The 24,950-nt window shown below is 70.4% G+C and carries 21 protein-coding genes and 5 pseudogenes; 8 read left to right on the plus strand and 18 right to left on the minus strand.

Annotated features, from left to right (window positions below):
* Positions 1–43: 43 nt before the first annotated feature.
* Positions 44–367, plus strand: a pseudogene (locus ACQEXA_RS38315) (glycoside hydrolase family 15 protein); the annotation flags it as partial.
* 205 nt (positions 368–572) lie between these two features.
* Here ACQEXA_RS38315 and ACQEXA_RS38320 read toward each other — a convergent pair.
* The 5 genes from ACQEXA_RS38320 to ACQEXA_RS38340 all read right to left on the minus strand — a co-directional run bounded on the left by ACQEXA_RS38320 (position 573) and on the right by ACQEXA_RS38340 (position 8,223).
* The gene (locus tag ACQEXA_RS38320; protein WP_432927184.1) at positions 573–2,690 is read right to left on the minus strand and encodes an FUSC family protein; all 2,118 of its coding nucleotides are present in this window, start codon (positions 2,688–2,690) and stop codon (positions 573–575) included.
* 12 nt (positions 2,691–2,702) lie between these two features.
* Positions 2,703–4,193, minus strand: coding sequence for a 3-hydroxyacyl-CoA dehydrogenase (locus ACQEXA_RS38325; protein ID WP_433132310.1), 1,491 nt, complete (start codon positions 4,191–4,193; stop codon positions 2,703–2,705).
* Positions 4,194–4,594: 401 nt separating this feature from the next.
* On the minus strand, positions 4,595–5,770 hold the full coding sequence (locus tag ACQEXA_RS38330; protein WP_432927180.1) for a thiolase family protein: 1,176 nt from the start codon (positions 5,768–5,770) through the stop codon (positions 4,595–4,597).
* Between the two features lie 21 nt (positions 5,771–5,791).
* The gene (locus ACQEXA_RS38335; protein ID WP_433132312.1) at positions 5,792–7,009 is read right to left on the minus strand and encodes an acyl-CoA dehydrogenase family protein; all 1,218 of its coding nucleotides are present in this window, start codon (positions 7,007–7,009) and stop codon (positions 5,792–5,794) included.
* A complete protein-coding gene (locus ACQEXA_RS38340; RefSeq protein ID WP_432927176.1) occupies positions 7,006–8,223 on the minus strand; it encodes a CaiB/BaiF CoA transferase family protein in 1,218 nt (405 codons plus the stop codon). The genes ACQEXA_RS38335 and ACQEXA_RS38340 overlap by 4 nt, the downstream gene beginning before the upstream one ends.
* A gap of 143 nt (positions 8,224–8,366) precedes the next feature.
* Here ACQEXA_RS38340 and ACQEXA_RS38345 point away from each other — a divergent pair, with 143 nt between their 5' ends.
* Positions 8,367–9,269: a LysR substrate-binding domain-containing protein gene (locus ACQEXA_RS38345; protein ID WP_433132314.1), complete on the plus strand. Its 903-nt coding sequence runs from the start codon at positions 8,367–8,369 to the stop codon at positions 9,267–9,269.
* A gap of 180 nt (positions 9,270–9,449) precedes the next feature.
* Here ACQEXA_RS38345 and ACQEXA_RS38350 read toward each other — a convergent pair whose 3' ends face one another.
* The 7 genes and pseudogenes from ACQEXA_RS38350 to ACQEXA_RS38380 all read right to left on the minus strand — a co-directional run bounded on the left by ACQEXA_RS38350 (position 9,450) and on the right by ACQEXA_RS38380 (position 15,144).
* Positions 9,450–9,821, minus strand: a complete 372-nt coding sequence (locus tag ACQEXA_RS38350; protein ID WP_433132316.1) for a BBE domain-containing protein — start codon at positions 9,819–9,821, stop codon at positions 9,450–9,452.
* A gap of 212 nt (positions 9,822–10,033) precedes the next feature.
* Positions 10,034–11,293, minus strand: a pseudogene (locus ACQEXA_RS38355) (IS4 family transposase); the annotation flags it as partial.
* Between the two features lie 43 nt (positions 11,294–11,336).
* Positions 11,337–11,600 (minus strand): hypothetical protein, encoded by a 264-nt coding sequence (locus ACQEXA_RS38360; protein ID WP_433132317.1) that lies wholly within the window; start codon positions 11,598–11,600, stop codon positions 11,337–11,339.
* Positions 11,601–11,765: 165 nt separating this feature from the next.
* Complete coding sequence (locus tag ACQEXA_RS38365; RefSeq protein WP_433132319.1) at positions 11,766–11,969, minus strand: hypothetical protein; 204 nt, start codon at positions 11,967–11,969, stop codon at positions 11,766–11,768.
* Positions 11,970–12,025: 56 nt separating this feature from the next.
* The gene (locus ACQEXA_RS38370; RefSeq protein ID WP_432927168.1) at positions 12,026–12,541 is read right to left on the minus strand and encodes an FAD-binding oxidoreductase; all 516 of its coding nucleotides are present in this window, start codon (positions 12,539–12,541) and stop codon (positions 12,026–12,028) included.
* A gap of 434 nt (positions 12,542–12,975) precedes the next feature.
* On the minus strand, positions 12,976–14,325 hold the full coding sequence (locus ACQEXA_RS38375) for an ISL3 family transposase (RefSeq protein WP_432920902.1): 1,350 nt from the start codon (positions 14,323–14,325) through the stop codon (positions 12,976–12,978).
* A 192-nt stretch (positions 14,326–14,517) separates the two neighbouring features.
* On the minus strand, positions 14,518–15,144 hold the full coding sequence (locus ACQEXA_RS38380) for a hypothetical protein (protein WP_433132321.1): 627 nt from the start codon (positions 15,142–15,144) through the stop codon (positions 14,518–14,520).
* A gap of 233 nt (positions 15,145–15,377) precedes the next feature.
* Here ACQEXA_RS38380 and ACQEXA_RS38385 point away from each other — a divergent pair, with 233 nt between their 5' ends.
* Positions 15,378–15,851 carry a hypothetical protein gene (locus ACQEXA_RS38385; RefSeq protein ID WP_359393201.1) on the plus strand — a complete coding sequence of 158 codons (474 nt, stop codon included), beginning with the start codon at positions 15,378–15,380 and terminating at the stop codon, positions 15,849–15,851.
* Positions 15,852–16,104: 253 nt separating this feature from the next.
* Here the strand turns inward: ACQEXA_RS38385 and ACQEXA_RS38390 are convergent, their stop codons facing one another.
* Entirely contained in the window at positions 16,105–16,461 is a 357-nt protein-coding gene (locus tag ACQEXA_RS38390) for a hypothetical protein (RefSeq protein WP_359393205.1), read from the minus strand.
* A gap of 171 nt (positions 16,462–16,632) precedes the next feature.
* Here ACQEXA_RS38390 and ACQEXA_RS38395 point away from each other — a divergent pair, with 171 nt between their 5' ends.
* From ACQEXA_RS38395 to ACQEXA_RS38405, 3 genes are read left to right on the plus strand one after another with little or no spacing between them, the layout of a single operon-like run.
* Entirely contained in the window at positions 16,633–17,082 is a 450-nt protein-coding gene (locus tag ACQEXA_RS38395) for a MarR family winged helix-turn-helix transcriptional regulator (protein ID WP_432927164.1), read from the plus strand.
* Positions 17,079–18,497 (plus strand): MFS transporter, encoded by a 1,419-nt coding sequence (locus ACQEXA_RS38400; RefSeq protein WP_432927162.1) that lies wholly within the window; start codon positions 17,079–17,081, stop codon positions 18,495–18,497. The genes ACQEXA_RS38395 and ACQEXA_RS38400 overlap by 4 nt, the downstream gene beginning before the upstream one ends.
* Positions 18,498–18,500: 3 nt before the next feature.
* Complete coding sequence (locus tag ACQEXA_RS38405) at positions 18,501–19,088, plus strand: hydrolase (protein WP_432927160.1); 588 nt, start codon at positions 18,501–18,503, stop codon at positions 19,086–19,088.
* A 100-nt stretch (positions 19,089–19,188) separates the two neighbouring features.
* Here ACQEXA_RS38405 and ACQEXA_RS38410 read toward each other — a convergent pair whose 3' ends face one another.
* On the minus strand, positions 19,189–19,959 hold the full coding sequence (locus ACQEXA_RS38410; protein ID WP_432927158.1) for an MBL fold metallo-hydrolase: 771 nt from the start codon (positions 19,957–19,959) through the stop codon (positions 19,189–19,191).
* A gap of 90 nt (positions 19,960–20,049) precedes the next feature.
* Between ACQEXA_RS38410 and ACQEXA_RS38415 the strand changes: the two genes are divergently transcribed.
* Positions 20,050–20,298 carry a DUF2277 domain-containing protein gene (locus ACQEXA_RS38415; RefSeq protein ID WP_359393215.1) on the plus strand — a complete coding sequence of 83 codons (249 nt, stop codon included), beginning with the start codon at positions 20,050–20,052 and terminating at the stop codon, positions 20,296–20,298.
* On the opposite strand, the gene ACQEXA_RS38420 is transcribed toward ACQEXA_RS38415, so the two are convergent.
* From ACQEXA_RS38420 to ACQEXA_RS38435, 4 genes and pseudogenes are all read right to left on the minus strand, one after another.
* Positions 20,270–20,869, minus strand: a complete 600-nt coding sequence (locus ACQEXA_RS38420) for a DedA family protein (protein ID WP_432927156.1) — start codon at positions 20,867–20,869, stop codon at positions 20,270–20,272. The two genes, ACQEXA_RS38415 and ACQEXA_RS38420, sit on opposite strands and share 29 nt — an antisense overlap.
* A 211-nt stretch (positions 20,870–21,080) precedes the next feature.
* A pseudogene (locus ACQEXA_RS38425) lies at positions 21,081–21,395 on the minus strand (DoxX family protein); the annotation flags it as partial.
* An 11-nt stretch (positions 21,396–21,406) separates the two neighbouring features.
* Positions 21,407–23,353, minus strand: a complete 1,947-nt coding sequence (locus tag ACQEXA_RS38430) for an FAD/NAD(P)-binding protein (protein ID WP_432927153.1) — start codon at positions 23,351–23,353, stop codon at positions 21,407–21,409.
* Between the two features lie 142 nt (positions 23,354–23,495).
* A pseudogene (locus ACQEXA_RS38435) lies at positions 23,496–24,512 on the minus strand (alkaline phosphatase D family protein); the annotation flags it as partial.
* Positions 24,513–24,603: 91 nt separating this feature from the next.
* Between ACQEXA_RS38435 and ACQEXA_RS38440 the strand changes: the two are divergent.
* Positions 24,604–24,948 (plus strand): annotated as a pseudogene (locus ACQEXA_RS38440) (recombinase family protein); the annotation flags it as partial.
* Positions 24,949–24,950: the final 2 nt, after the last annotated feature.

Genomic DNA, 24,950 nt, shown 5'->3' on the forward strand with positions numbered 1-24,950 from the left:
ACTACGAAGTCGGGCGTAACGGAACAACGCCGGGGCCGTGGCGGCTTCCCCGGACGGGCTGCGGGGTTCCGAAGGTACTTTCTCCGCGTGCACCTTCTGGTATGTCGAAGCCCTCGCTCTCGCCGGCCGTCTTCGAGAAGCCAGGCTCGTATTCGAGAGGATGCTCACGTATGCCAACCATCTCGGACTGTATTCCGAGGAAATCGGGCTGACCGGCGAACAACTGGGGAACTTCCCCCAGGCGTTGACCCACCTTGCCATCATCAACGCGGCGCTGACCCTGGACGCCCACCTCGATGAGATGGCCGTGCCGGTCGTCCCCCGCTCCTCGCTCGTTCCGGGGCCGTACTGGGTGTCCGCTCGGTAGTCCCGTCCCCACCGGCCGGCGCCGCATACCGAGCACGAGGCCATGGTCACCGGCCGCCGTTACGGGGGGCGGAAACGGAGGAGGCAGGCATCGTCGGCCGGGCGGGGAAGCACGGGGACCACACAGGACCAGCCGCGCGCCCAGGCGCTCTCCGGCACCGATCCCTCGAGCGCCCGGCCGAGGCGGAAGACCGGCCTGCGGAATCTCAGGCTGCCGCGTGACGACGGGGGCGGTGGCGGGAGGCGATGGTGGCGGTGAGGGCCTCGACGGCGTCGACGGTTGCGGCGCTCAGGGCGACGGCGTGGCTGGTCACGGCTCTGTCGGAACCGTAGGACAGCTCGGCCGGCAGGCCGGACCGGGCGGTGAAGGAGTCGAACACCGACCGCAGTGCTCCCGGGGCCACGGGCTCGGCTCCGGCGGCGGCACGGGCCAGGGCGGACAGGTGTTCGTGCATCGGATCGGCCAGTTCGGTCAGCTCCGGCACGGTGTCGTGCGGAGTTCGCGGCAGGTGTTCGTGCAGCAGGGTGACGCACCCGGCGACCATGGACACCTGGGTGCTGATCTGCTCCAGCTGCGCGGTCGACCAGGGACTGTGGCGCTGGGCCGGTTCGGCGTGCGACTCCTTCACCGCGGTCTCCAGGTGCTCCCTGACCTGCCGTGATCGCGCCCTCAGCTCGTCGACGGCCGCCGGATCGGTCGCTCCGACGTCGGCATAGCCGGTCAGCAGCTCGGGGAGCAGCCGGTCCTGCACCCGCAGCCACTCCGCGAGCAGGCCCGGCAGCCGCCGGGTGGACCAGGTCGGCCAGACCAGGAAGATGAGTACGGCGAGCGCGGCGCCGACCACGGTGTCGGCGGCGCGTGCCCACGCCGTGGGCCCGGGCAGCCCGCCGACGTGGTGGATCAGGAAGACGATCCAGGTGGTCAGCCAGAGGTTGAGCATCAGCTGTCCGGTCCGCAGGGTCACGAACGAGGCCGCCGCCAGCACCACCGACGCGACCGCAAGGCCGAGGGGTGACCAGTGCGGCAGGGACAGCGCCCAGGCGAGCAGACCGCCCAGCACGGCCCCGGTCGCCCGTCCCCAGCCGCGGGCGATGGTGTGCCCGTACTCCGGGAAGAGCACCAGCATGGTGGTCAGGGCGACCCAGAAGCCGTGCGCGGAGATGCCCAGCCCGCCCCATCCGCCGATCGACCGGCCGATGACCTCGGCGACCCCCACGCCCACCGCGAGCCGCACCGCATGGCGGAAGATCGGCGACTGCGGATGGAGCTGCGCCCGCATCCGGCGAGCGGTGCGTGCCGCGGAGGCGGTGCCCGCGTACAGGCCGGGCACCTCGGAGTGGGGCTCCAGTGCGTCGCCGAGGCGGTCGTCGGTCGAGCGCAGGGCCAGCTGCTCGGCCGGCCGCAGCCGCGTGGCCAGGTCGCGCACGCTGCGCACGGGCGAGGCGGCCGCCCACGACTCCAGGACGGTCCAGACCTCCTCGAGGGTGCGGTGCTCGCGGCCGGAGGCCACCGTACGGGAGATGCCGTCCAGCACCTGAGCGGCGGCGGCCAGTACTTCCTGGCTCCCGGCCGCTGTCTCCGTGGGTGCCGTCAGCCGCACGGTCTGCAGCACGCGACGGATGCGCTCGGCCTCTCCCAGCAGTCCGAACATGGCCGCCGCCGGCGGTCGGCTGAACTGCGGCAGCAGGTCCAGGGCCTGCCGGGCCGCCGTGAACGGAGCGGACCGGGCCAGGGCGGCGGAGTCCGCCGTGACCGAGGCCTCGGCGAGTGCCCGGTACAGAGCCGTCAGGGCACGGCGCTGGGCGGCGAACCGAGGACCGTACGGCGGGAGCAGCTGGACCACCACGACGAGTCCGGTCCCGGTCGCGATCCACCCGGCGACCACCAGGCCGCCGTGCACGTCGGGAGCGAGATCACCCGTGATCATCAGCCCGATGAGCGTGAGGCAACCCCGGATGCCGGGCGCGACGCCCAGCGTCCGCCACAGCCCGGCGGCGAACGCCGCGAGCGCGAGCAGCAGGAGGAACAGCCAGGTGGTGTCGTGCACCAGGGCCCCCAGCACCGCCATCGCGCTGAAGGCCGCGGCCATCCCGAGCGCGTTGACCACACGGTGCCGCAGTGGGCTCAGCAGCGTGCCGATGCCGCAGATGAACGCTCCGACGCTGGCCATGGCCCCGGCGACAGGGTCGTCCAGCAGCCGGCCGAGGACCGTGGCGAGCAGCACGGCCAGTACGGCCCGCGCGATGGCCGACGGAGCCGCGAAGACCTGCTGCACGCGCAGCCCCTCCCGGCCGATCGTGACCAGCGACGACCACCAGCGCATGTCCGGGGCTCCTTACTTCTCCGTATGCCCGAAGGTGAGGGGGAGACCGAGCTGGACACGCTCGGTGACCCAGCGGGTCGGCCGGTGGCGAGGGTCACCCGTGGTGCGGTGGAGTCCCTCCTGCAGGGTGAGCAGTCGCCGCCGTCCGATCAGCTCGCCCCAGGCGAGCGGGCCGTGCGGGTAGCCGAGGCCGGCCGTGACCGCCGCGTCGATGTCGTCGGGGGTGGCGATGGAGCGCTCGGCGATGGATGCCGCCACCGAGACGATCGAGGACAGCAGCCGCTGGGCGACCGATCCCGCGGTGTCCCGGACGACCGTGACGGTCGCACCGGACCTGGTCAGGACCGCCTGCGCGTCGCGCACCACATCCGGGTCCGCCGCGGGGGTCGTGGCCAGCACTCGGCGCGGCGTGTCGAGCGACAGAGCGTCAATGCCCAGGGTACGCCGGGTGGGCAGGCCGTCGCCGAAGATCGCGGCGGCCACGGTCGTACCCCACGTGGGAACCAGGACGATCGCCCGGTCGGACGCCGACAGGTCGGCGCCGGCCCGGGCCAAGGTCTGGCGCAAGGCGTCGGCGTCCGGTCCGTCACCCGCGACCTGGACCGGCCGGTCGGCATCACCGGTGATCGGTTCCTCGGCCGGGGCTGGGGCGTCGGGAGCGTACGAGTAGAAGCCGCGCCCGGTCTTGCGGCCGTACAGCCCGGCCGCGACCCGGTTGGGCGTCAGGTAGGAGGCCCGGAGCCGGTCGGAGTAGCGGAAGCCGCGCCAGATCGCGTCGATGACCGCGGCCGATACGTCCAGGCCGGTGAGGTCCATGAGCTCGAACGGCCCCATGCGCAGGCCCAGTACGTCGCGGGCGATCCGGTCGATTCCGACCGGATCGGCGACCGACTCCTCCAGCAGGGCCAATGCCTCGGTGGCCAGACCGCGGCCGGCGTGGTTGATCAGGAAGCCGGGGGTGTCGGTCACCGTCACCGCACGGTGCCCGGTCTCCTGGACCAGCTTCACCAGAGCGGGCGGGATGTCCGGGCGGGTCAGCTCTCCAGGGATGACCTCCACGATCTTCATCAACGGCACGGGGTTGAAGAAGTGCAGCCCGACCAGTCGCGAGGGGTCGGACAGCCGCGCGGCGATCTGGGTGACCGGCAGCGACGAGGTGTTCGTCGCGAGGACGGTCCGGGCGGGCAGGATCCGCTCGAGCCGCTGGAACAGCTCCGCTTTGACGTCGAGGTCCTCGAGGACCGCCTCGATGACCAGATCCACGTCCTGGCCCGGTGCCATCGGCTCGTCCAGCGGGATCAGCCGCTCGGCCGCGGCCGTGGCGTCCTCGGGTGTGATGCGGTGCTTGCTCGCGGCCCGCGCGAGCATGTGACGGACGAATTCGATCGCGTCCTGGACGGCTTCCTTGCGGGCGTCGGCCAGTTCGACGGTGTGACCGGCGGTGGCGGCCCACTGGGCGATGCCGCGGCCCATCACGCCGGTGCCGATGATTCTGATGTGCACGTGGGTCTCCTTTGGATCGGCGTGGACAGTCGGTCGGGACCGCGGGTTCAGCGCGGCCCTGTGCGCTCGGGTCGACGCGCGTGTGCGACAAGCGCAGTTGTTCGCCTGTGCCCGACCGCGCGAGGATGCCCAGGTCGGTGATCGCCCGGTGACGCCTTCCCCGAGTGGGCGGTCATGGGCGGGCTCATGGCCCGTAGGCAGCGGATCGGCCCGGTACTCCTCGGCCGAACGCTGAGCTGATCGGGACGTCGGGCGACCTCGTGGGCCATGTGGCCGGGAATCGGGCCGGCCCGGCTGAGAATGTTTCTGATGCGCCGGCGAGTCTCATGTCCGGCACCCGTCGCACGCGCTGGGGCCGAGCAGCACGCCGGACAGCGTGGATACGGGACAGTCCCCGACGGTCAGGCTTCCAGCACGACCGCGATCCCCTGCCCCACGCCGATGCAGAGTGCCGCGAGGCCGATCCCACCGCCTCGCCTGCGCAGTTCATGGGCCAGATGCAGGGTGATTCGCGCACCTGACGCACCGAGGGGGTGGCCGATGGCGATGGCTCCGCCGTGGATGTTCACGCGCTCGGGGTCGAGTTCGGGCCAGGATGTGAGGCAGGCGAGCGACTGGGCGGCGAAGGCCTCGTTGAGTTCGACGAGGTCGACGTCCTGCCAACGCAGTCCCGCGCGGGCCAGCGCCTTGTCGGCGGCTTCGACGGGAGCGATCCCGAAGATGTCCGGGTCGTTGCCGACGACAGTACGGGAGACGATCCTGGCGAGCGGATCGCCCTTGATCCCCGCGTGGGAGTTCGCGATGAGCAGGCAGGCCGCGCCGTCGTTGAGCGGGGAGGAGTTGCCTGCGGTCACCGTGCCGTCCGGGCGGAAGGCGGGTCGCAGGGCGGCCAGCTTCTCCAGGGTGGTGTCCTCCCGGATTCCTTCGTCGCGCGTCAGGTTCGATCCGGCCGGTGCGACGAGTTCGTCGTCAAAGACGCTGTCGCGACAGGCCTGCGCGGCAAGCCGGTGGCTGCGCAGCGCGAAGGCGTCCTGTTCCTCGCGGCTGATGCCAAACTTGTCCGCCAGGATCTCGGCGGTCTCTCCGTTGGAGACCGTCCACTGGGCGGGCAGCCTGGGGTTGGTCATACGCCACCCCAAGGTGCTGGAGTAGAGGGTCTGATCGGCTGCGGGGAACCCCCGTTCCGGCTTGGGCAGGACCCAGGGCGCGCGGCTCATCGACTCGACGCCGCCCGCGAGGAGCACGTCGGCGTCCCCCGACTCGATCGCGCGGCTCGCCTGGACGACCGCTTCGAGACCGGAGCCGCAGAGGCGGTTGACGGTGGCTCCCGGGACGGACGTCGGCAGACCGGCCAGAAGTGCGCTCATCCGGGCCACGTTGCGGTTGTCCTCGCCTGCTCCGTTGGCGTCTCCCAGGAAGACGTCGTCGATGCGCGCGGGATCCAGGTCCGGGTGCCGGGCGAGGAGGGCGGTGATGACCTCGGCCGCGAGGTCGTCGGGCCGGATGTGGGCCAGTGCCCTTCCGTGCCGGCCGAAGGCGGTTCGCACGCCGTCGTAGATGTAGCTTTCGGCTGTCATGTCAGTTCTCCTCCCGGTGGGTCAGGCGAAAGCGGCTATACCGGTGATGTCGCGGCCGACGATGAGGGACTGGATGGAGTCCGTCCCCTCGTAGGTGTGGACCACTTCCATGTCGGTGAGGTGACGGGCCACGTCGTTCTCCAGCAGGAGCCCGTTGCCTCCGAGCATGTCGCGGGCTTCCCGGCACAGGTCACGGGCCCTATCGCAGACGTGCATCTTCAACAGCGACGCCTGTGCGTTGCGGTACCGTCCGCTGTCCTGCAGGGCTGCCGCGCGGAAGCACAGGAGCTGCATGGACGTGAGCTCCCCGAGCATCCTGGCGAGCTTGTACTGGATGAGCTGGAAGCTGGCGATCGGCTTCCCGAACTGGTGGCGGGTCAGGGCGTAGCGCGCGGCGATCTCGTACGCCGCGGTGGCGTGCCCCAGTGCTTCCCACGCCACCAAAGAACGCGTGGCGCTCAGGACGGTGGAGACATCCCGGAACGAGCGGGTATCGGCGAGGAGGTTGTCGTGGGGGACGAAGACATCGTGAAGCTGGATGTCCGCCTGGGGGACGGCTCGCTTGCCGATCTTCCCGAGGATGGGGGAGGCCTGGAATCCGTCCGGGTAGCGGCCATCGGTCTTCTCCACGGCGAAGCCCCGCACCTTGCCGTCGGCCTCGTCCCGCGCCCAGATGATCACGACATCGGCGATGTGCCCCAAGCCGATCCAGCGTTTCGCACCGGACAGGAGGTATCCGTCGCCGTTGCGGCGCGCGCTGGTCTCCAGCCGCACCGAGTCCGAGCCGTGCTGGGGCTCGGTGAGACCGAAGGCGCCGAGCTTGTCGAGCCGGGCGAGCGACGGAAGCCATCGCTGCTTCTGCTCATCGTTGCCGAAGCGGTCGAGGGTGCCCATGACCAGGCCTGAGTGCACGGCGTTGATGGTGTTGAAGCTCCCGTCACCACGGGAGAGTTCCATCGCGACCAGGCCCGTCTGGAACTGAGTGAGGCCGGGTGCTCCGTAACTGTTCGCCGTCGTGCCGGCCACGCCCACCTTCGCGAAGGCCGGCAGGAGGGCCTGCGGGAACTCCGCCCGTTCCCAGTAGCCGTTGATGACGGGCAGAAGGTCGTCTTGCACGAAGGATCGGACGCGCTGGACGAGTTCGCGGTCCTCGTCCGACAGCAGCTCGTGCAGGCCGTAGTAGTCGGTGTCCACGGGGCGTGTCGGGATGCCTTCGACGGGGTCGGGTACTGCGGTCATCGGGGATCCCTTTCGTTGAGTGCGGAAGACGGGCCGTCGAGCCAGGCGAGGATCTCCTCGCGGTGTTCGCCGAGTCCCGGTGGTGCGTGTCGGTACGTGGGAGGCGTGGCCGAGAAGGTGATGGGGTTTCGGATACCGGGAAGGGCCCGGTCACCCTTGCCGCTCAGGACGACGGGTTCGAGTCCGAGCCGGGTCGCGGCGGCCAGACCGCCGGCGGTGTCCTGGATGGGGGCTGCCGGTATCGACGCGCTGGTCAGGAGGTCGAACCACTGGTCGGCGGTGCGCTCGGACAGGGCGTGGGTGAGCAGCGGCCGCAGGTGGTCCCGGTTCACGCTGCGGGCGTGAGCGGTGCCGAAACGGGGGTCGTCGGCCAGCTCGGGCAGTCCGAGCACCCGGCAAAGGCGCCGGAACTGCCGGTCGTTGCCGATGGCGATGACCAGCTGTCCCTCGCGCGTCTCGAAGGGCGCGTACGGGTAGAGGCTGGGGTGCTCGTTGCCCATCCGGTGCAGCACGGTCCCTGCCATGACGTACGCGCCGGTCTGGTTCACCATGCCGGACAGGGCGGACATCAGCAGGCTCAGCTCGACGTGCTGGCCTTCACCGCTGCGGATGCGGTGGTGCAGGGCCGCAAGGATGCCGATCGCGGTGTGCAGGCCGGTCATGACGTCGACGATCGGCACGCCGGCCCGCAGCGGCGGTGCATCGGGTGTGCCGGTGACGTCCATCAGGCCGGACATCGCCTGGACGAGGAGGTCGTATCCGGGCAGCCCTGCGGCCTGCGGCCGGGTGCCGAAGCCGCTGATCGAGGCATAGACGACGGCGGGGTTCTCCTTCGCGACCGAGGGATGGTCCAGCCCGAAACGGGCCGCACCTCCCGGCTTGAAGTTCTGCAGGACGACGTCCGCGCGGCGCGCGATCCGCTGGGCCGTGCCGAGGTCCGTGGGGTTCGTCAGGTCCAGCACGATGGATCGCTTGTTGCGGTTCAGGGAGAGGTAGTAGGTCGAGTTCTCACCCAGGGTGGGCGGCTTGTAGTGCCGTGTCTCGTCACCGGCGGGACTCTCGATCTTGATGACCGTGGCTCCGAGGTCGGCGAGCAGCATCGAGCAGTAAGGACCGGCCAGTACACGGCTGAAGTCGGCCACGACGACGCCGTCAAGGGGGCCGGTGGTGGCCACTGGGCCCGCCTCTTCAGGGTCCGTGGTGGGCAACAGCATCGTTGCTCCCTTCTCTCCTGTCGCTTACCGCACTCACGTGCGACATTTCCCAGGCTGCGCCTCGTTTTGATATGAGTCCAATACCTAATTGGACGAGTACTATTTCAATGGCGACATCAATGGCGAGGCGGGCGGAGGATGTCATGGAGATCCAGGACGTGCAGGTGTTCCTGGCCGTGGCGGAGGAGCTGCACTTCGGCCGTGCCGCCGAGCGGTTGCACTTGGCCCAGCCTCCGGTCAGCCGCAGCGTGCGCCGTCTGGAGGAGGAACTCGGGGCCCGCTTGTTCGAGCGGACCACGCGCAGTGTTCGCCTGACCGCGGAAGGGGAGGCCCTGCGTGGCCCGGCCCAGGACATGCTGGAGGCCCATCGCCGCGCCCTCCTGGTCGTGAAGGCGGCAGGACGAGGTGAAGTGGGCTTGGTACGAGTGGCGTTCGCCGGGGCGTCGACCCACTCGATGGTCGGCAGACTGGCCCGGCAGGTGCGTCAGGACTACCCGGGCATCCAGATCGAGCTCCACAGCCAGAACTTCGCCATGCCCGCGCTCAGCAAGGTGCTGAGGGGGGAGATGGAGATCGGCTTCTCCCGCTGGGACGGCGCCATCCCGGGCCTCGCGGCACGCGTAGTGGCGCACGAGAACCTCGTCGTCGCCGTAGCCGCCTCGCATCGCCTTGCCCAGAGGAAGACCGTCCGCATCGAGGAGCTGGCGCACGAGCCGTTCGTCTCGCTGCCGCCCTACTCCGGCTCGGTACTCATCGACCGGCTGCGCAGCCTTTCGCACAGCGCCGGCTTCTCGGCGGACATCGTCCAGGTCGCGCCCGACACGTGGACCCTGCTGGCCCTCGTCGAGGCGGAGGTGGGCTGCGCCCTGACGCTGACGACGGTCGCCGACAACGTCAGCACACCGGGCGTGCGCTTCCTACGGGTCACGGATCATTACGAACCGATCGCGCTGAGAATGGCTTGGCGTGAAATGGGAGCCAAGGGCGCCATGGCGACGGTGCTGCGGCTGGCCGAGCGGGTGCTGCCGACCCCGACGGCCGGATGACCAGGGGTGGAAGATCCTTGGGACGCGACCGAGGCCCAGATCAGCGGGGTGGTACCCGGAGACCTGGGCCTCGGTCATTGGTGGTGGCTGCTCCGGGCCGCCGTGCCGCCTACCCGCCGGACGGGCCGTGCGCGGGCCGATGGCAGAGGGCGAGCGCAAGTGCCTGCCGGCTGAGGTGGGTCACGCGCGTTCGCGCGAGCGGGACGCCGGCGGGATGCTCTGCTCGTACTGGAAGACGTTGTACGGGTCGTACTTGGCCTTGATCTCGCGCAGCCGGTCGAAGTTGGATCCCCAGTAGGCGGTTTCCCAATCCTGCTGCGCGATGTTCGGCACGTTGACGTAGGCGCCGTTCACGTAGGGCCGCAGCGCCTGGCTGAACTCGGCGATCCAGGCCTGGGCCTGCGGGGTGAGCGGGTCGGAGACGCCTGGCTGGTCGCTGCGCTTCCCCCAGCCGGCGCCGGGCTCGGAGTAGAAGAGCGCGTTGCGATGCGGGAAAGCGGTGCCGCCCCGGGGCTCCTCCTGACCCAATGCCACGTAGCGTAAGTTGATCATGCTGTGAGAGTGAGTGCTCGGGCGTTGACGAGGTGGATTGTGGGCGGCGCCGGATGGCGGGTGCCGGTGTCGGCAGGACGCTTGACGCGGTAGCTGTTGTGCCGGGCGCGCTTGACGACACGGGGGTAACTGCGATGGCGGCGGCGGGGGTTGAGGTTCTTCTTGCGGGTGATGTCGGCGCGGACCCTGGCCAGGATGGCGTCCAGGTCCTCAGGGGAAATAGCCGCCGGGTCGGCGACGCGGCGGCGGACGATGCGCAGGGTGCGGGTGAATTTGACCCGGTCGGGGTCGATGTCGGCCTCGGTGGCGGCCCGGCAGATCAGGGCGGAGATCGCGTAGTGGGTGAGCAGGTAGCCGTACAGCTCCTGCCGGACGAGGTCCGGGCTCTTGGAACGCAGGATGCGGCCTGGGCCGCGTAGGGCGGTCTTCAGGTCATCGTTGGACTGCTCGTGCTCCCAGCGCTGGTGGTACGCGTGAGCGAGCAGGGGGGCGGGGGCGTTCGTGTGGTCGGTGATCGTGGTGATCAGGCAGATCAGCTCCCGCTCGGCGTCGGTGCCGCGGTCGGGGACCTCGTACTCGACCACGCGCACCACTCGGGCGGCTGCGGGATCGACCTCCCGCCCGGCGCGGGCGTCTTCCAGCAGTCGGCCCCGCGCCGCCGTGTTGAGGCGGGGGGAGTAGACCAGGGAGAGGTAGGAGCCGTCGGGCAGGTCCGCGACCAGCGGGAGGGTGAGCGTGTCGCCGACGCGCCAGAGCAGGTCAGCGCCGGTCCCGGCGGCAGCGCACCACTGCTCGAAGCCGAAAAAGCCCCGGTCGGCCAGCAGCAGCATGTCCTCTTCCAGGCGCTCGAACAGATGGAAGGCCAGGGTCTGCTCGCCGGCGCGCTTGCCGGCGATCGGCCCGATCGCCGCCCCGATCGGGGCGCGGGAGCCGGTCTCGACCAGGGTGAGCACCCGCGCCTTGGGGAAGGCGGAGGGATTGGCGGCGGTCCCGGAGCGGCCGAACGCCTCGGCGTTGGATTCGGTGTCGGGCAGGTCCCACTCCATGCCGTCGATGGAGACCAGGCGGCGGGGCCCGAGCCAGGCCCCGCGGGTGAGCTGCTCCGCGACCGGCTCGGTGATGCGGTCGAAGATCTCCGCGAGCGGTTCGGAGCCCAGGCGCTTGCGGGCCTGGGTGATCGCGCTGGTCGTGGGCACCTCCCAGGCCCGGTCCCAGCAGCCCCACCGCTCCAACGGCTCCGAAAGGCGGGTGATGGCCTCTTCGTAGTCGTCGTCCGCGAACAGCGCCAACGCCATCACCAGGTACACCACCACATGCGGCGGGAGCTTCCCGTCCGACCGTCTGGCCTGCCGTCCGAACGCCCGCACCGCGTCGTCGATCACATCACGTGGGACCGAGCCCGCCAGCAGCCCGATCGAGATCCACTCCGGCAACCGCCCGCCTGCACCAGCACCCTGAGTCACGGTCAGCAACCTACCGCCCGGAGTCGAAGGCGGCCCCACGCCCTTGATCAACTTACGCTACGTGGCATTGCCTCCTGACCGCCCCGCCGAAGGCCTGGGTGAAGAAATTGCTGTCGTCCGTAGGGGCGTTCTGCATGAATGAGGCGATCACGTCGATTGCCGTCTTCGGGAACGGTCTGGTGGTGAACTGGGAGAAGAACTTCCAATTCGCGGGTTCGGCCGCGGTCGGAATCTGGAATTTCGCATACACCACGCCCCAGTTGTCGACCTCAACCGAGACCTGGGGGCTGCCGACCGACAGGATCGGGGCCAGCAACTGCCGCGCCTCTGCCTCCGATCCTTCCGCGAGAACTGCGAACAGCAGGATCTGGTTCTTGTGGATCTCAAGCTGGGTGCCGAGACGGTTATCCGCGACCGGTGCCGTACGCTGCCATGCGTCGAAGACCCCTCGCAGGTCGTCCTGCAGAACCTCGGCTCCGGATCACGTCGCTTGCAGATAAGTGACGCTCTTCAGCGGAGCCACGCTGTAGGTGAGTGACGTGACGATCCCGAAATTGCCGTTTCCCGCCCCGCGGAGCGCCCAGAGCAGGTCCGAGTGGTTTTCCAGATCCACCCTGATCGCCTTGGCGCACTCCGTACCCGACGCGACGACGATCTCGGCCCCCACAAGGCTGTCGCAGGCCATGCCGAGCCAGCGCGTGAGGAAGCCGAATCCGCCGCCGAGCGTCGCACCGGACAGGCCTACGCTGCCCCCGTTCCCGTCGTCACCGCGAGGTCCTGCTTCGCGAGTGTGGTCACCGCTTCCAACTGGTTGAGCCCAGCGCCGACTGTCGCGATACGAGAGCGGGTGTCGATGTGGACCGACTTCAACTCGCTGATGTCGATCACGAGGCCGTTGTCCACGTTCGACCAGCCCTCAAGGGCGTGGCGGCCGCTCCGCACCCGCACCGCCACGTCGTTCTGCCGCGCCCACGTCAGGGCGTTGACCACGTCCTGGGTGTTCTGGGCGAAGACGATGACCAGCGGATAGTGGGAGAAGAGCTGGTCCCAGCCGAGGCGCGCGTCCGTGTATCCGGCGTCTTCGGGGTGGACGATGCGGCCGGTCAGCTGCGCCCGCGGGCACTTCCCGTTCTCGTGCCCGTGGCTCGCGGCGCTCGCGTACGGGGCCTCCACGGCCGTAACGCCCGGGACGGCGACCGCGCCGGCTCCGGCGACCGCCGTCGCCTTGAACAGGCCGCGACGCGAAAAGTCGTGCATGGTTCGTATCCTCTCGACCGGGATACGCCAGTAATTGGCTGGAAAAAAAATCTCGTCCGCCGACTGGCGTGTTCAATCCCTTGTGAAAAACCCCTGGGGCCCGCACAGTAACCGGAGTGATCGTTAAGGTGTTGCCTGACACGCCTACCAGGCGCGATGACGACATGTTGCACGCTGTCGGGACGAGTGCGAATCACAAATACGGGCCTGCAACGACTGTGGGCGAGAAGCGCGCGCGGAGGGTAATTTCCCTCACTCGGCCCCGTTTTTGGAAAACTCCGGAAGTGTTTCCGTCCTTTTAATGCTAATCCGTCGTCTTGGCGCCCATGGCCAACTGCAAGCAGGAGCCGAGGTGCACGGGCCAGAGTAAGGGGTTGTCCAGGTAGGCGCTGCCCGCGACCAGAGGGCCGTCTTCGTAACCCGGGTCTTCGAATTTAGTGGGGGTGCGCCTCCCGGCGGCTCCGGCGTGTGGTTGCACAGCGTGACCGGAGTCGTTGGTTGGCTCGGTTCCGGAAGCCGAAGGCGTTACGCGCTTCGAGTTTGATGAGGCGGTTGTTGCCTTCGGAGGCGGCGTTGGTGATTCCAGTGGTCAGGTAGGTCTCGATGCCGTCCCACCACTGCTCGATGGTCTCGGCGAGGGTGACGAGTTCGGGCAGGTGGGCGTGGTCGGCGACGTGGGCGAGGAAGCGGTGGCGGGCGGCGGAGATCGCGGAGTGGTCGGGGGTGGTGTGGGCGCGGCTGACGGCGAGGTGCAGGAGGTCGCGCAGGAGTTCTTTGGCCTGCCAGGCGGTGTAGATCTGTCGGCCGTAGGTGCCCATGTGGTCCAACTCGACCTTAAAGAGGGTGTGTTGGTCCTCGGTGAGGTCTTCTTTGTTTCGGCGCAGGAGTTTGCGGACGGTGTAGATGCTGTCGCCTTTGCGGGCTCGGCGGCCGTGCTGCTTCCAGGTGAGGCGGCGGCGCAGGTCGGCGAGGTGGCGCTGGGCGAGTTGGACGATGTGGAAGCAGTCGACGACCACGGCCGCATGCGGCAGGGCACGCTGGACGGCGGCACGGAAGGTGGAGCACAGGTCGATGGCGACGTAGCGGACCTGCTCGCGCCAGGAGGCGGGCTGGGCGGTGAGCCAGTCGGCGACCGAGGCCGCGTTACGGCCCTCGACCTGGCCGAACAGCCCTTGTCCGCCGATCGCGTCGACGAAACCGATGTGCCAGGCGTCCGCGACGAGTTCCCACTTCTCCGTGGCCGGGTTCTGCTTCCACACCGGCTTGCCCCGCCGGGTCTCGTCGATCCCTATCGCCGAGGTCGCGGGCGGGGTCTCGGGCAGGACCTGGGCGGCGTAGTCCTCGAAGCATTGCTGCACGATCGGCCAGCTCAGGTGCAGGTCGCGGCCGGCCTGCACGACGGTGCGGCCGCCGTCGCAGACCGCGGCCCCCGCCGCCTGGCGCAGGGCGGTGGTGGTGCGCATCCCCGCGGGCACCGCGCGTATCGCCTCGGTGAACGAGCCGCGTGGGCACGCGGGGTCGGTGCAGTGCCAGCGTGCCTTGCGCCATCGGATGCTCACCGGGCGCCCACCGCTGGGCAGGTGTCTGGGCCGGGTGGTGCGGTAGTCCTTCAGCCGGGTGGCGAAGACCCCGCAGGCGGGGCAGGCCCGGGCGGAGTCCTCGTTCGTGACCACGTACACCGTCGAACCGCCCGCCCCATCGTCCTTGACCTGCGTCACACTCACCCCCTCCAGCCCCAGAAGTCGCGTTGCCGCCTCGTTGATCCCGGTATCGTCGATGTTCAAGCCCGTGGGGTTTCATGATCGGTTGCCTAGACAACAACCATGATCACGAAGGCCCGCGGGCTCCTTGCATCTGGGCCACCCGCACCCCAACCACCTCACACAGAGTGACCGGCCAGCCCGCCCGTCACCGCCGCACCCCCATCAAGTTCGAAGACCCCGTAACCCGGGATGTGCGGCATGTGCGGGGCCCGCCTATTCGCGTTCAGGGCGTGGTTCGACACTGGACGGGAGGCCGTGGATCCCTGGGGCGTCGACGGCGTCGTCCGGGATGTCGAGGGGGCAGATGCTCCAGTTCTGGGCTATGCGCATGACATCGGCTTCTCGCGGCATGGCAGCGTTCCATGCGTCCCATTGCGGTTCCTGCCAGTCCTGCCATCCGTCCTCGAGCCAGCGCTGTCCGACACCGAGTTCCCTCTCGGCATCGGTGGGTTCGCCGATGTGCAGCGGAACGTCGCCCTGCATGCCGATGTAGCAGTAGGCGCGGGTCAGCTCGCCGGATTCCACCTTGGCCCAGGCGTGGTATTCGCCGATGCGGTCGGTGGCGAAGTACTGGACGTCCCCAAGTTGCGTACCCAGCGTCCGGAGCCAGGTGGGAAAGCGTGGATCGGTGGCGTCGATCCCGGCAGGCAAGTGGATCCGACCGTGGGCGATCGTCCAGTCGGGGACGGGCCTGGCCACGAAGACTCCCTGCCGGTAGGCAGCGCCGGTGCCCTCTGTCCAGTCCACGGTCCGCCGGTGTCGCAGGCCGAGAGCGTCGGCGACCTCCTCCGGTGTGGCGTCCTGCACAGCGAGCCATGATGTCTTGTAGCCGATGCCCATGATCCCTCCCACCCGGGGTGACTCAGGGATCATCACAGGTGGTACTGACACGCTGGACGGTCTCCGGTCCGGTAGGGCCAGGACCGTGTGCTCTTGCCGGTTGGTTCTGAAGGGGAGTTCCGGCTCGGCTCGGACGAGTCGAGGGGGAGGCCTCCACGAGCTGTGACGCTCCTGTTGCCGGAACTGTGGGCTCCGTCACGGTCGACGTGTTCTCGGGTTGGTTGGCTCACCCGATGGCGTATCTGCTCCTGTTGCTCATCCCGGCCGGGCTGGTCGTCCCCTTCGCCTTCGCCGGGTACGGCTTCGGCACCCTGGGCAGGGTCGGCCTCCGGCACGCCGACCGCCAGGTGTGGTTGCGGAGTCTCGCCGCGTTCCTGGGCGCCGGCGCGGCCGCCTTGTACGCGTGGGGCCTGCTCGGTGTCGGCGGCGCGGTCTTGGACGCGGAGGACGGCGGTACCGATTCGGCGCCGTTGCGGCCCTGCCGGACGCCGGGCCAGTGGGAGCGAGCGCTGCATGTCGTCGACTACACCGTGGACTACGTGCCCCTCCGGTTCGTCTGCGTGACGAAGGACGGCGGAAGCTACGCCGCCGAAGCCGTTCCGGGCTACGTCAACCCGGGCGTGGTGGGCTTCGCGCTGGCCGGCGTCGTGTGCGCCGGCACCGCGGCCTTCGCATCGCAGCGGCGCGGCGCAGTGGAGCCCGGTTGAACCGGTCCCGCCACGGATTCGCCGACCGGCGGCTCATGGCCGGGCGCGGCTGATCGTCAGGTCCGATCGCGCCGCCCTGTGCAGCTTGTCGAACTCCTGGACCACCCCGCGCAGCCGGTGGCCGGACCTGTCGAGCGTTCGTCCGTGTCCGTCCAGGACACCGCCCGACCGCACCTCCGTGTCCGACCGGACCGAAGCCCCCGGCCGTAGGCGGCCGGGGGCTTCGGTCTTCCTTCGTTCCGTCAACTCCTTGTCAGTACTTGCCTCGTGACGACTCACCGGGCGGCGCCTCGTGCGCGTGCTTCAGGCGCATCCGTGTGTCCACCGTGCTCTCCACCGCCACCTCCGCCCAGAAGCGGTGACAGGAGACGAAGACCGCCAGTTCGCGCTCGCGCTGCCGGAGCTTCTCCACCTCGGCCTGTTCGTCCTCGGTCCAGCCCGGGGAGGCGGGGCGCTCCACCTTGCGCCAGCCGGTGTCGTCGCTGAATGCGTCGAGCGGCTCCACCGACCAGGGAAGCCGCTTCAGCAGGGCCAGAAGCTCGGCCCGGACCTGATGCAGCTCCTCCTGACCAGCGAGGAGGTCACTCGGAAAGTCATAGGTCGCAGCCACGCCGCAATGCTACGCCTGTTCGATTTTGCGATGCGAGCCGCTTCTTCCGGTTCACTCGAACGGTTGACCGGCGCGGAGATCTTCAGGGCGAGTTGCCCAGGTCCGCCTGCCCGGGTCGAATTGGACAGGTGAAACTGGACAGTTTTACCTGAAGGAATTAGCGTGTCGGGCATGGACCAGAAGCCCGAAGGCGTCTCCGAATCCGCCGCCCGGGCGGCTCGTGACCTGCGCGTCGTGTTCAGCCGGCTGCGGCGCCGTATCAGAGAGGTCGCCGGGGACGAGGAGCTCACGCCCTCCCAGGTGTCCGCGCTCACCCTGATCAGCAAGGGCGGCGCCGCCACCGCCAGCACCCTGGCGTCCGCCGAGGGTGTGCGTCCGCAGTCGATGGCCGCCACGCTCGCCGTCCTCGAACAGTTCGGACTGATCCGGCGCAGTCCCGATCCTGACGACGGCCGCCGCCAGTTGGTCACTCTCACCGAGGCCGGACGCGAGCGTGTCGAAGGCGACCAGCAGGCCCGCGAGGAATGGCTCACCCGTGCCCTGCAGGACCGCTACACGGAGGAGGAGCGCCAGACCGTGCTGGCAGCGCTCGCGCTGATGGAACGGCTGACCCGCCAGTGATACCGAAACCGGCCGGCGCGCCGGCCGCGACCCGGCGCCCCGCCCCGGCCGGCCGCTTCGACCGCCGGCTCATCGCCCCGATGATCCTGGGGTCGGTCCTCAACCCGATCAACTCCGCGATGATCGCCGTGGCGCTCGTCCCGATCGGCATCGCCTTCGGGGCACCGCCCGCCGAGACCGCCTGGCTCGTGTCGGCGCTCTACCTCGCCACCGCCGTGGGGCAGCCCGTCATCGGGCGGCTGGTCGACATGCACGGGCCGCGCCGCCTCTATCTGACCGGTACGGCCCTGGTGGGCGCCGCCGGCCTGATGGGTGCGCTCGCGCCGTCCCTCGGTCTGCTGATCGCCGCGCGCGTGCTGCTCGGCCTCGGCACCTCGGCCGCGTATCCGGCGTCCATGCAGCTGACCCGGAACGAGGCCGAGCGCACCGGGCGGGACAGCCCGGCCCTGGTGCTGACCGCGCTCTCCGTCGCCAACCAGACCGTTGCCGTCGTCGGGCCGGCGCTCGGCGGATTCCTGATCGGCGTGGGCGGCTGGCGTGCGATCTTCACGGTCAACGTGCCGCTGTCCGCGGCCTGTCTGGTCCTCGGGACGCTGTGGCTGCCCCGGTCGAAGGTCGTCCAGGACCGGCGCGCCGTCGATCTGCCGGGCATGGTGCTCTTCACCGCCATGCTCCTGTCCCTCATGTTCTTCCTGATGAGCCCGCACCTGACGCACTGGTGGATGCCACTGCTCGCCGTCGTGGCCGCAACGGGCTTCGCCCTGCGGGAGTTGCGGACGCCCGGGCCGTTTATCGACCTGCGGGTGCTCGGCGGCAATGTCCCGCTGCTCGCCACGTATCTGCGCCAGTTCCTCGGCTACACCACCGCGTACGCGTTCCTGTACGGGTTCACCCAGTGGCTGGAGGAGGGGCGCGGGCTGGGCCCGTCCGCCGCCGGTCTGGTGCTGCTGCCGCTGTCGGCGAGCGCCCTGGCCGTCTCCGGTATCACCGGGCGCCGTGAGGCGGTGCGCGGCAAGCTGCTCGTCGGCGGCGTGGTCCAGGTCGTGGGCTGCGCCGGGCTGCTCATGCTGAACTCCGGCAGTCCGGTGTGGCTGCTGCTCGCCGTCGGCGTCGTCATGGGTGTCCCGCAAGGCCTGATCGGACTCGCCACCCAGAACGCCCTCTACCGGCAGTCCGCTCCCGAGCGCATCGCCTCCGCCGCCGGACTGCTGCGCACCTTCATGTACCTCGGCGCACTGGGCGCCTCAGCCGCCAACGCGGCCTTCTTCGCCCACGGCGCCGACTCGACGGGGCTGCACCACCTGGCCCTGTTCATGGCAGCGGGATCCGTCCTGCTGGTGCTGGTCACGCTGCCGGACCGTTCCTTGTCCACCTCCACCTCCCCTTCGCGCACACCCACGTCAGGAAAGGCCTGATCCATGGCTCTCACCACCCTCGACCCGCGCACCGCGCTGGTCGTGATCGACCTGCAGAACGGCATCGTCGGGACGCCCGTCCAGCCGCACAGCGGGCCCGACGTGGTGGCCCGCAGTGTCGAGCTCGCCGACGCCTTCCGGGCCCGGAACCTCCCCGTCGTGCTGGTCCGGGTCTCCTTCGCCGCCGACGGTGCGGACGTCGTACCCGGCCGCACCGAGCGCGTACCCGGCGCCGGCGCCTTCCCGGAGGGCTGGGACGTCATCGTCGACGAACTGTCCGGCCACCCGGGCGACATCCACGTCACCAAGCGCAACTGGGGTGCCTTCCACGGCACCGGCCTCGACGTCCAGCTGCGCCGCCGCGGGGTCACCCAGATCGTGCTGACCGGTATCGCCACCAGCATCGGCGTCGAGTCGACCGCCCGGGCCGCGTACGAGCACGGCTACCACGTCACCCTCGCCACCGACGCGATGGCCGACCGCGACGCTGAGTCGCACCAGGGGAGCGTCGAGCGGATCTTCCCGCGCCTCGGCGAGACGGGCACGACCGCCGAGGTCCTGGAGCTGCTGGCCAAGACCCACCTGGTCTGATCCCGGGGCCGGTCAGGACCCGTCGGTCCGAGCCGGCCTCCCGAGCGCCGGGCGGCTTCCGCCCGGCGCACACCTGGCGGCCCCGGAACGACCGGGGCCGCTACAGGCGTATCAGGGACCCCGGCTCCGGAAGGTGCAGCCGGTCGGCCAGGCCCGCCTCCGAGAACGCCTCGGTGAGCTCGGCGCCGCCCTGTGTGAAGTGGGCCCAGTGCTCGAAGTGCAGAGGGACCACATGGCGGGCGCCGAGGATCCGGGCCGCCTCGGCGGCGTCCTCACTGGTCAGCGTCAACGGGGCGTCCGGGACCAGCGGGGTGCGGGCGGCACCGGCGAACACGACGGCCACGTCGAACGGGCCGAGCCGGTCGGCGATCGCACGCACCACGCCGAGTGAGGCGTTGTCCCCGCTGACGTACACGGTGGGCAGGCCCTCGCCGGACAGCACGAATCCGGTGACCTCGCCGACGACCGGCTCACTGCCCTCGGGGCCGTGCAGCGCGGGTACGGCCGTGACCCGCAGCACCCCGCCGTCCGGGCGTGGAAGGTCCACGTGCTGCCAGGCGGGCAGGGCCCGCACCGGGGCGCCGATGCGGTCGTACGCCGACGCCGTGGAGAGAGTCAGCGGGGCCTCGGCGAGGTAGCGGCGTCCGGCCGTGTCGAGGTTGTCCGGGTGCTGGTCGTGGGAGAGGAGGACGGCGTCGACCGGGGCGATCTCCGTCTCCGGGAGCGCCGGGCCTGCCGTCTTCACCAGGCTGCGTGAGCCGATGGGGTACTCGCCGGGCGGGTCGAAGGTGGGGTCGGTGAGCAGACGTACGCCGCCCAGCTCGATGACGGCGGTGGGGCCGCCCACGTAGAGGATGTCGGCAGTGGTCATGCCCTGCACAATCCAGTGGCGAACAGGGGTATTCCCACCGGTTTCGCGTGAGGCAGGGTGCGGGCGGCGCGAAGGCGCGACACTGGACCCATGTGCCGCAGTATCAAGACGCTCCGACCGCCCGTCATCCCCGAGGAGGCCACAGAGGACGAGATCCGGGCCGCCGCGCTTCAGTTCGTGCGCAAGGTCTCCGGTTTCCGCGCCCCGGCCGCCCACAACCGTGAGGTCTTCGACCACGCGGTCGACGCCGTCGCCGCGGCCACCGCGGAACTGCTCGCCGGGCTCGAGGTACGGGGACGGTCCCGTGACGCTACTTCTGCGGTTCCGGACGGCGTATGAGGTAGGCCGCGCCGGCGCCCGCCGCGAACAGGGCCACCACCGAGACGCCCGTCGCCAGCCAGCTCGCGCCCAGCCACTGCCCGCCGAAGTAGCCGAGGGCCACGCTGTAGGCGGCCCAGGTGACGCCCGCCAGCGCCGACCAGGGCAGGAAGTCGCGAGCCCGGCGGTGGGCGGCGCCCGCACCCAGGGAGACGACCGAGCGGCCCGCCGGCGCGAACCGGGCGAGGATCACCAGGGCGCCGCCGCCGCGGGCGAGGGCCGTACCGAGATGTTCCTGCGCGCTGGTCAGCCGGCGCGAGCGTGCGATCGCGCGGTCCAGCCGGGCACCCCCGCGCCAGGCAAGCCGGTAGGCCACCAGGTCCCCCAGGACCGAGGCGGTCGCCGCGCACAGGATGAGCCCGAGGATGTCCGGAGCGTGCCCCACGGCCGTTCCGGCCGCCGCCGCGGTCGCCGCCGCGATCACCAGTACGCCGCTCGGCAGCACCGGCAGGAAGACGTCCAGGAGCACCGACAGGGCCACCGCGGGGTATATCCAGGGGCTGTCGGCCAGCGACCCCACACTCTCCAACACGAACTCCCCGTCCGACTCCCCAGAGGCAACTGCGAGCCGCGATCTTTCGGGGGAGCGGCAGGAGCGGCCTTCGCCAGCCGAACAGAGTACGCCGCGGTTGGGGCGGCAGATGCACCGGGGGCTGGTGAGGAGCCTGTGTGGCGGCCGGTCACAGGACGCACGGAAGGGCCTGACTCCGCCGCCGGGCGCGCCGTCCGTGCGCCGTGGTGGATCAGGCCGTGACGGGGTCCGAGGCAGGGCCTGCCGCGGTGACGGACCGGAAGGCGAGGAGGCGGTCCAGGCCGAACGCGCCGGAGCCGGTGAAGACCAGCAGCAGGAAGGACCAGCAGAAGATGGCCGACATCTCGCTGCCGTTCTGGATCGGCCACAGGGCGCCCGACTGGTGCACGTCGAAGTACGCGAACGCCATCGAGCCGGACGCCATGGACGCGGCACCTCGCGTGCCGAGGCCGCGCAGCACCAGGGCGCCGGCGACGAGCTGAATCACGGCGGCGTGCCGGAACGGCCAGGTGTCGGCCGGTACGGTGCACGCCTGATCTATGCGGGCAGTTCAACATCCGGCCAGGTGGCCGACCGTGCCGGCGGTTCCGTTTCCGCCGCCGCGGTGCGCAGAACGGCCCGTGCCACCGCGTCGGAGTCGGACAAGGTGACCGAATCCACCCCGGGGCGGGCGCCCGCCGCGGTCACCCAGTGCACGCCCTCGGTGGGCACACCGAACGCGAACCGCTTTGGGTGGGCGATGCCCTGACGGTCGATCAGGCGGTAGGGCCGCGGTGTGACGTCCACGCCTCCGGTTTCGTAACCGTCCACCGTGTGCGGACGGCATCCACCCGTTCGGAACAGGCCGCCGAGGAGTGCGTCGGCGGTGCGCCGCAGATCCGGCTCCGGCAGCCGCGCCTCGATGAGTGTGCGGACGCGTACGGTCGAGCCCGGGACGTCCGGCGAGTGGGCGACCCAGGCGCCGGACTCGGCCCGCACCTCCAGACACGGGCCCACCACCTCCAGTACGCCCGCCGCGATCAGCGCGGTCATCTCCTCGATGCGCCGCCTGGGCGGGCCGATGGACAGGAAGGCGTTGAGCGGGGTGTACCAGCGGTCCAGGTGATCCCGGCGGGAGGCGCCGGACAGACCGCCGTGGTCGACGATCAGCCGCAGCTCGTTGCGCAGATCGCGCAGCACGTCCAGGGCTGCCTTGAGCGGACCCTCCACATTGCCGAGCGCGGCCTGTGCGGCGTCCTCGCGCAGATGTTCAAGAAGCCAATCGCGCCATGCGGAGGGCGAGGTGAAGGTCCGTCCCGTATACGGGCGGGAGACGCGTTTCCAGCACCAGCGGTCCGTATCCGGTATGCCGAACTCGTCCAGGAGCGCGCTCTCCTCGGGGGCGCGGTGGCGGGCGGCGAGGAAACGGCCCCGGAAGCCGGGCCGTTCGGCACCCCGGCGGGCCAACAGCGCCTCGTAGTAGACCGTTTCCACCTCCTTGGCCACGAGCGGCCACAGCTCTTCCCTGAAGTCCGGCGCCTCGCCCGAGTCGGCGCGCTTACGGAAGCGGGCTATCACCTCGTCCGTCAGCAGCAGGGGGACATGGCGGCCGTAGGGGCCCTTTGCGTTGTCGCCGCGCGCCTGGTACGGCACACCGCGGCGGGACCCGGCGTACAGCCGCGGCTCATACCCCGAGGGCCGGTAGCGCAGCCCTTCGGTGGCGCGGACGAACCGGCCGCCGCGACCCGTCGTGAGCAGGGCCATGTGGTCGAAGAAGTTGAGGCCCAGCCCACGGAGCAGGACCGTTTCCCTGGGTGCGAGCGGGGAGAGGTCGACGTCCGCCGGGTTGGCGGGCGGGATGTGGCGCAGCCCGTGACGGGCCGCATGCGCGGCGAGCCGGAGCCGGTCGGGGTCCGCGGCGGCGGGCAGATGGCCCTGGGCCAGGACCACGGCGGACAGTCCGGTCAGGGTGCGTCCGGTGGCGAGGGTGAGGGTCTGGCGGCCGTCGGACGCGTCCTCCAGGCGTATCGCGCGGGCGTTGTGCACCTGGACCCGGACCGCGGCCGGGGCGCCGTCCACCGCACGGGCGAACACCCACTCCAGGTACCGGCCGTACTGGGCGCGGGTGGGGTAGTCGTCAGGCCCCAACGGGCTTGTGGTACTTCCGTGTTCGGGGCCTTGTGACTCCAACTCACCGGCGGGGGCCGGTTTGTCGCCGTGAGCCCACTCGTACAGGCTCGGTCCGGGCCGGATAGGCCCCGCGCACTCGACGCTCTCGTCCGTGAACAGCGTCACCTGTGAGGCCACCGTGTTCATCAGCAACTCGGGGGACTGCGCGGTGCGCCAGACGCGGCCCGGCCCCGGCGGTGCCGGGTCCACGACGTGCACGTTCAGTCGCGCGCCGGGTGGGAGGAGTTCCGGGGCGGAGGCGCAGAGGCGTTCCAGGACGCTGGTGCCGCGTGGTCCCGCGCCGACGACGGCGACGGAGACGGACACGGATTCCATGGTCGCGTCAGACAAAACGGGTGACTCCCGGGCGTGTGGGGGCGCAGGGTGACAGACGTGCCGGTGGAACCCGGCAGTCCGCATCATCATGCCGTCGCGGGCCGCGGAAGCCAACGCGCGTCCCACACGCCCCGGATGTCCCTCATGAGGTGGTCAAGGACGACTCCTCCACGGTCGTGAGCCGTGCCTTTCCGGTCCCGTCCGGGCGTGCCCGGTCGACCCGCAGTGACGCCGAACGGCCGTGCAGCGTCAGCGTCATGAGGTGGTTGCCGAACCACGGGCCGCCTCTGCGGCGCCAGTCGAGACGGGGTCGCGGGCCCCGTCCGTGGCGGCCCAGGCGGCGGCCGAGGAACCGCCCGAGGCCGCTCCAGCCGAAGCGGAAGCCGAGTCTTATGGACCACAGGACGGAGTTGTGGACCGGGGAGCAGGTCAGCTGGAGCACACGGGCGTCGGGCCCGGCGTCCGGCCACATGGGCTCGGCGATGTACGCGTGGTGCACATCGCCGGACAGCACGGACACACTGGCCGGCGCCCCCGGCCCCGCGCCCGTCTCGGCGATGAGGTCGGCCAGTGCCTGGAACGACTCCGGGAACGCCGCCCAGTGCTCCAGGTCCGCGCCTTGGCGCAGGCGTTCGCCGAAGCGCGCCCAGCGGGCCCCGCGACGGCCCCGGCACAGGGCGGCACTCCAGGCCTCGGCGTCGTGTATGAGATGGGGGAGCAGCCAGGGCAGGGAGGTGCCGATCAGCAGATGGTCGCAGCCGTTCCGGGCGCCGAGCGTCTGCTCGCGCAGCCACTGCGCCTCGGCGGGAGCCAGCATCGCCCGGCCGTCCTCGTCGAGGACGCGGGCCGCCCGGGTGTCCACCATCACCACCCTCACGCGGCCGAAGTCCCGGTGGTAGCTCCAGCGGACGGTGCCGGGGTGGGTGTCGGCCTGGGCGGCGTACGCGCGCAGGGCGTCCGTGCCGTCCGGGGTCTCGCGCACGGCCGCGTAGAGCGGGTCGGCGGCCAGCTCCGCCGGGGAGAGATTGCCGAGGTGCTGGTGGACCCAGTACGACATCAGGCCGCTCAGCAGCCGCTCGCGCCACCACGCGGTCGCGCGCACACCGGCGAGCCAGGATGCGCTGGTGTTCCAGTCGTCGATGATGTCGTGGTCTCCGAAGGCTCCCAACTAGCGGTTCTGGGAGCAAGCCACCATGGCGACAAACCCGCAGGTCAGCGCGGCTCGTAAGCCCTTGCGCTCCGGCAACACCATGCACACACCACAGCTCCGGGGCGTCTCTGCCCTCCGTCTGTCCGTCCTCACAGACGAGACCACCTCGCCGGAGCGGCAGAGGGAGGCCAACCGGGGCGCTGCCGCAGCGCTGAGCATTGACCTCGGCGACCGGGAAGCCGTCGACCTCGGCGTAAGCGCGTCGAAAACCACGCCTTTTGAGCGCCCCGAACTGGGTGCATGGCTGCGCCGCCCCGACGATTTCGACGCGCTGGTCTTTTGGCGGTTCGATCGCGCCGTTCGGTCCATGGACGACATGCACGAACTCGCCAAATGGGCACGCGACCACCGGAAAATGATTGTTTTCGCCGAGGGTCCGGGCGGGCG

The organism is Streptomyces sp. CA-106110 (assembly GCF_050936285.1).
Classification (GTDB): Bacteria; Actinomycetota; Actinomycetes; order Streptomycetales; family Streptomycetaceae; genus Streptomyces.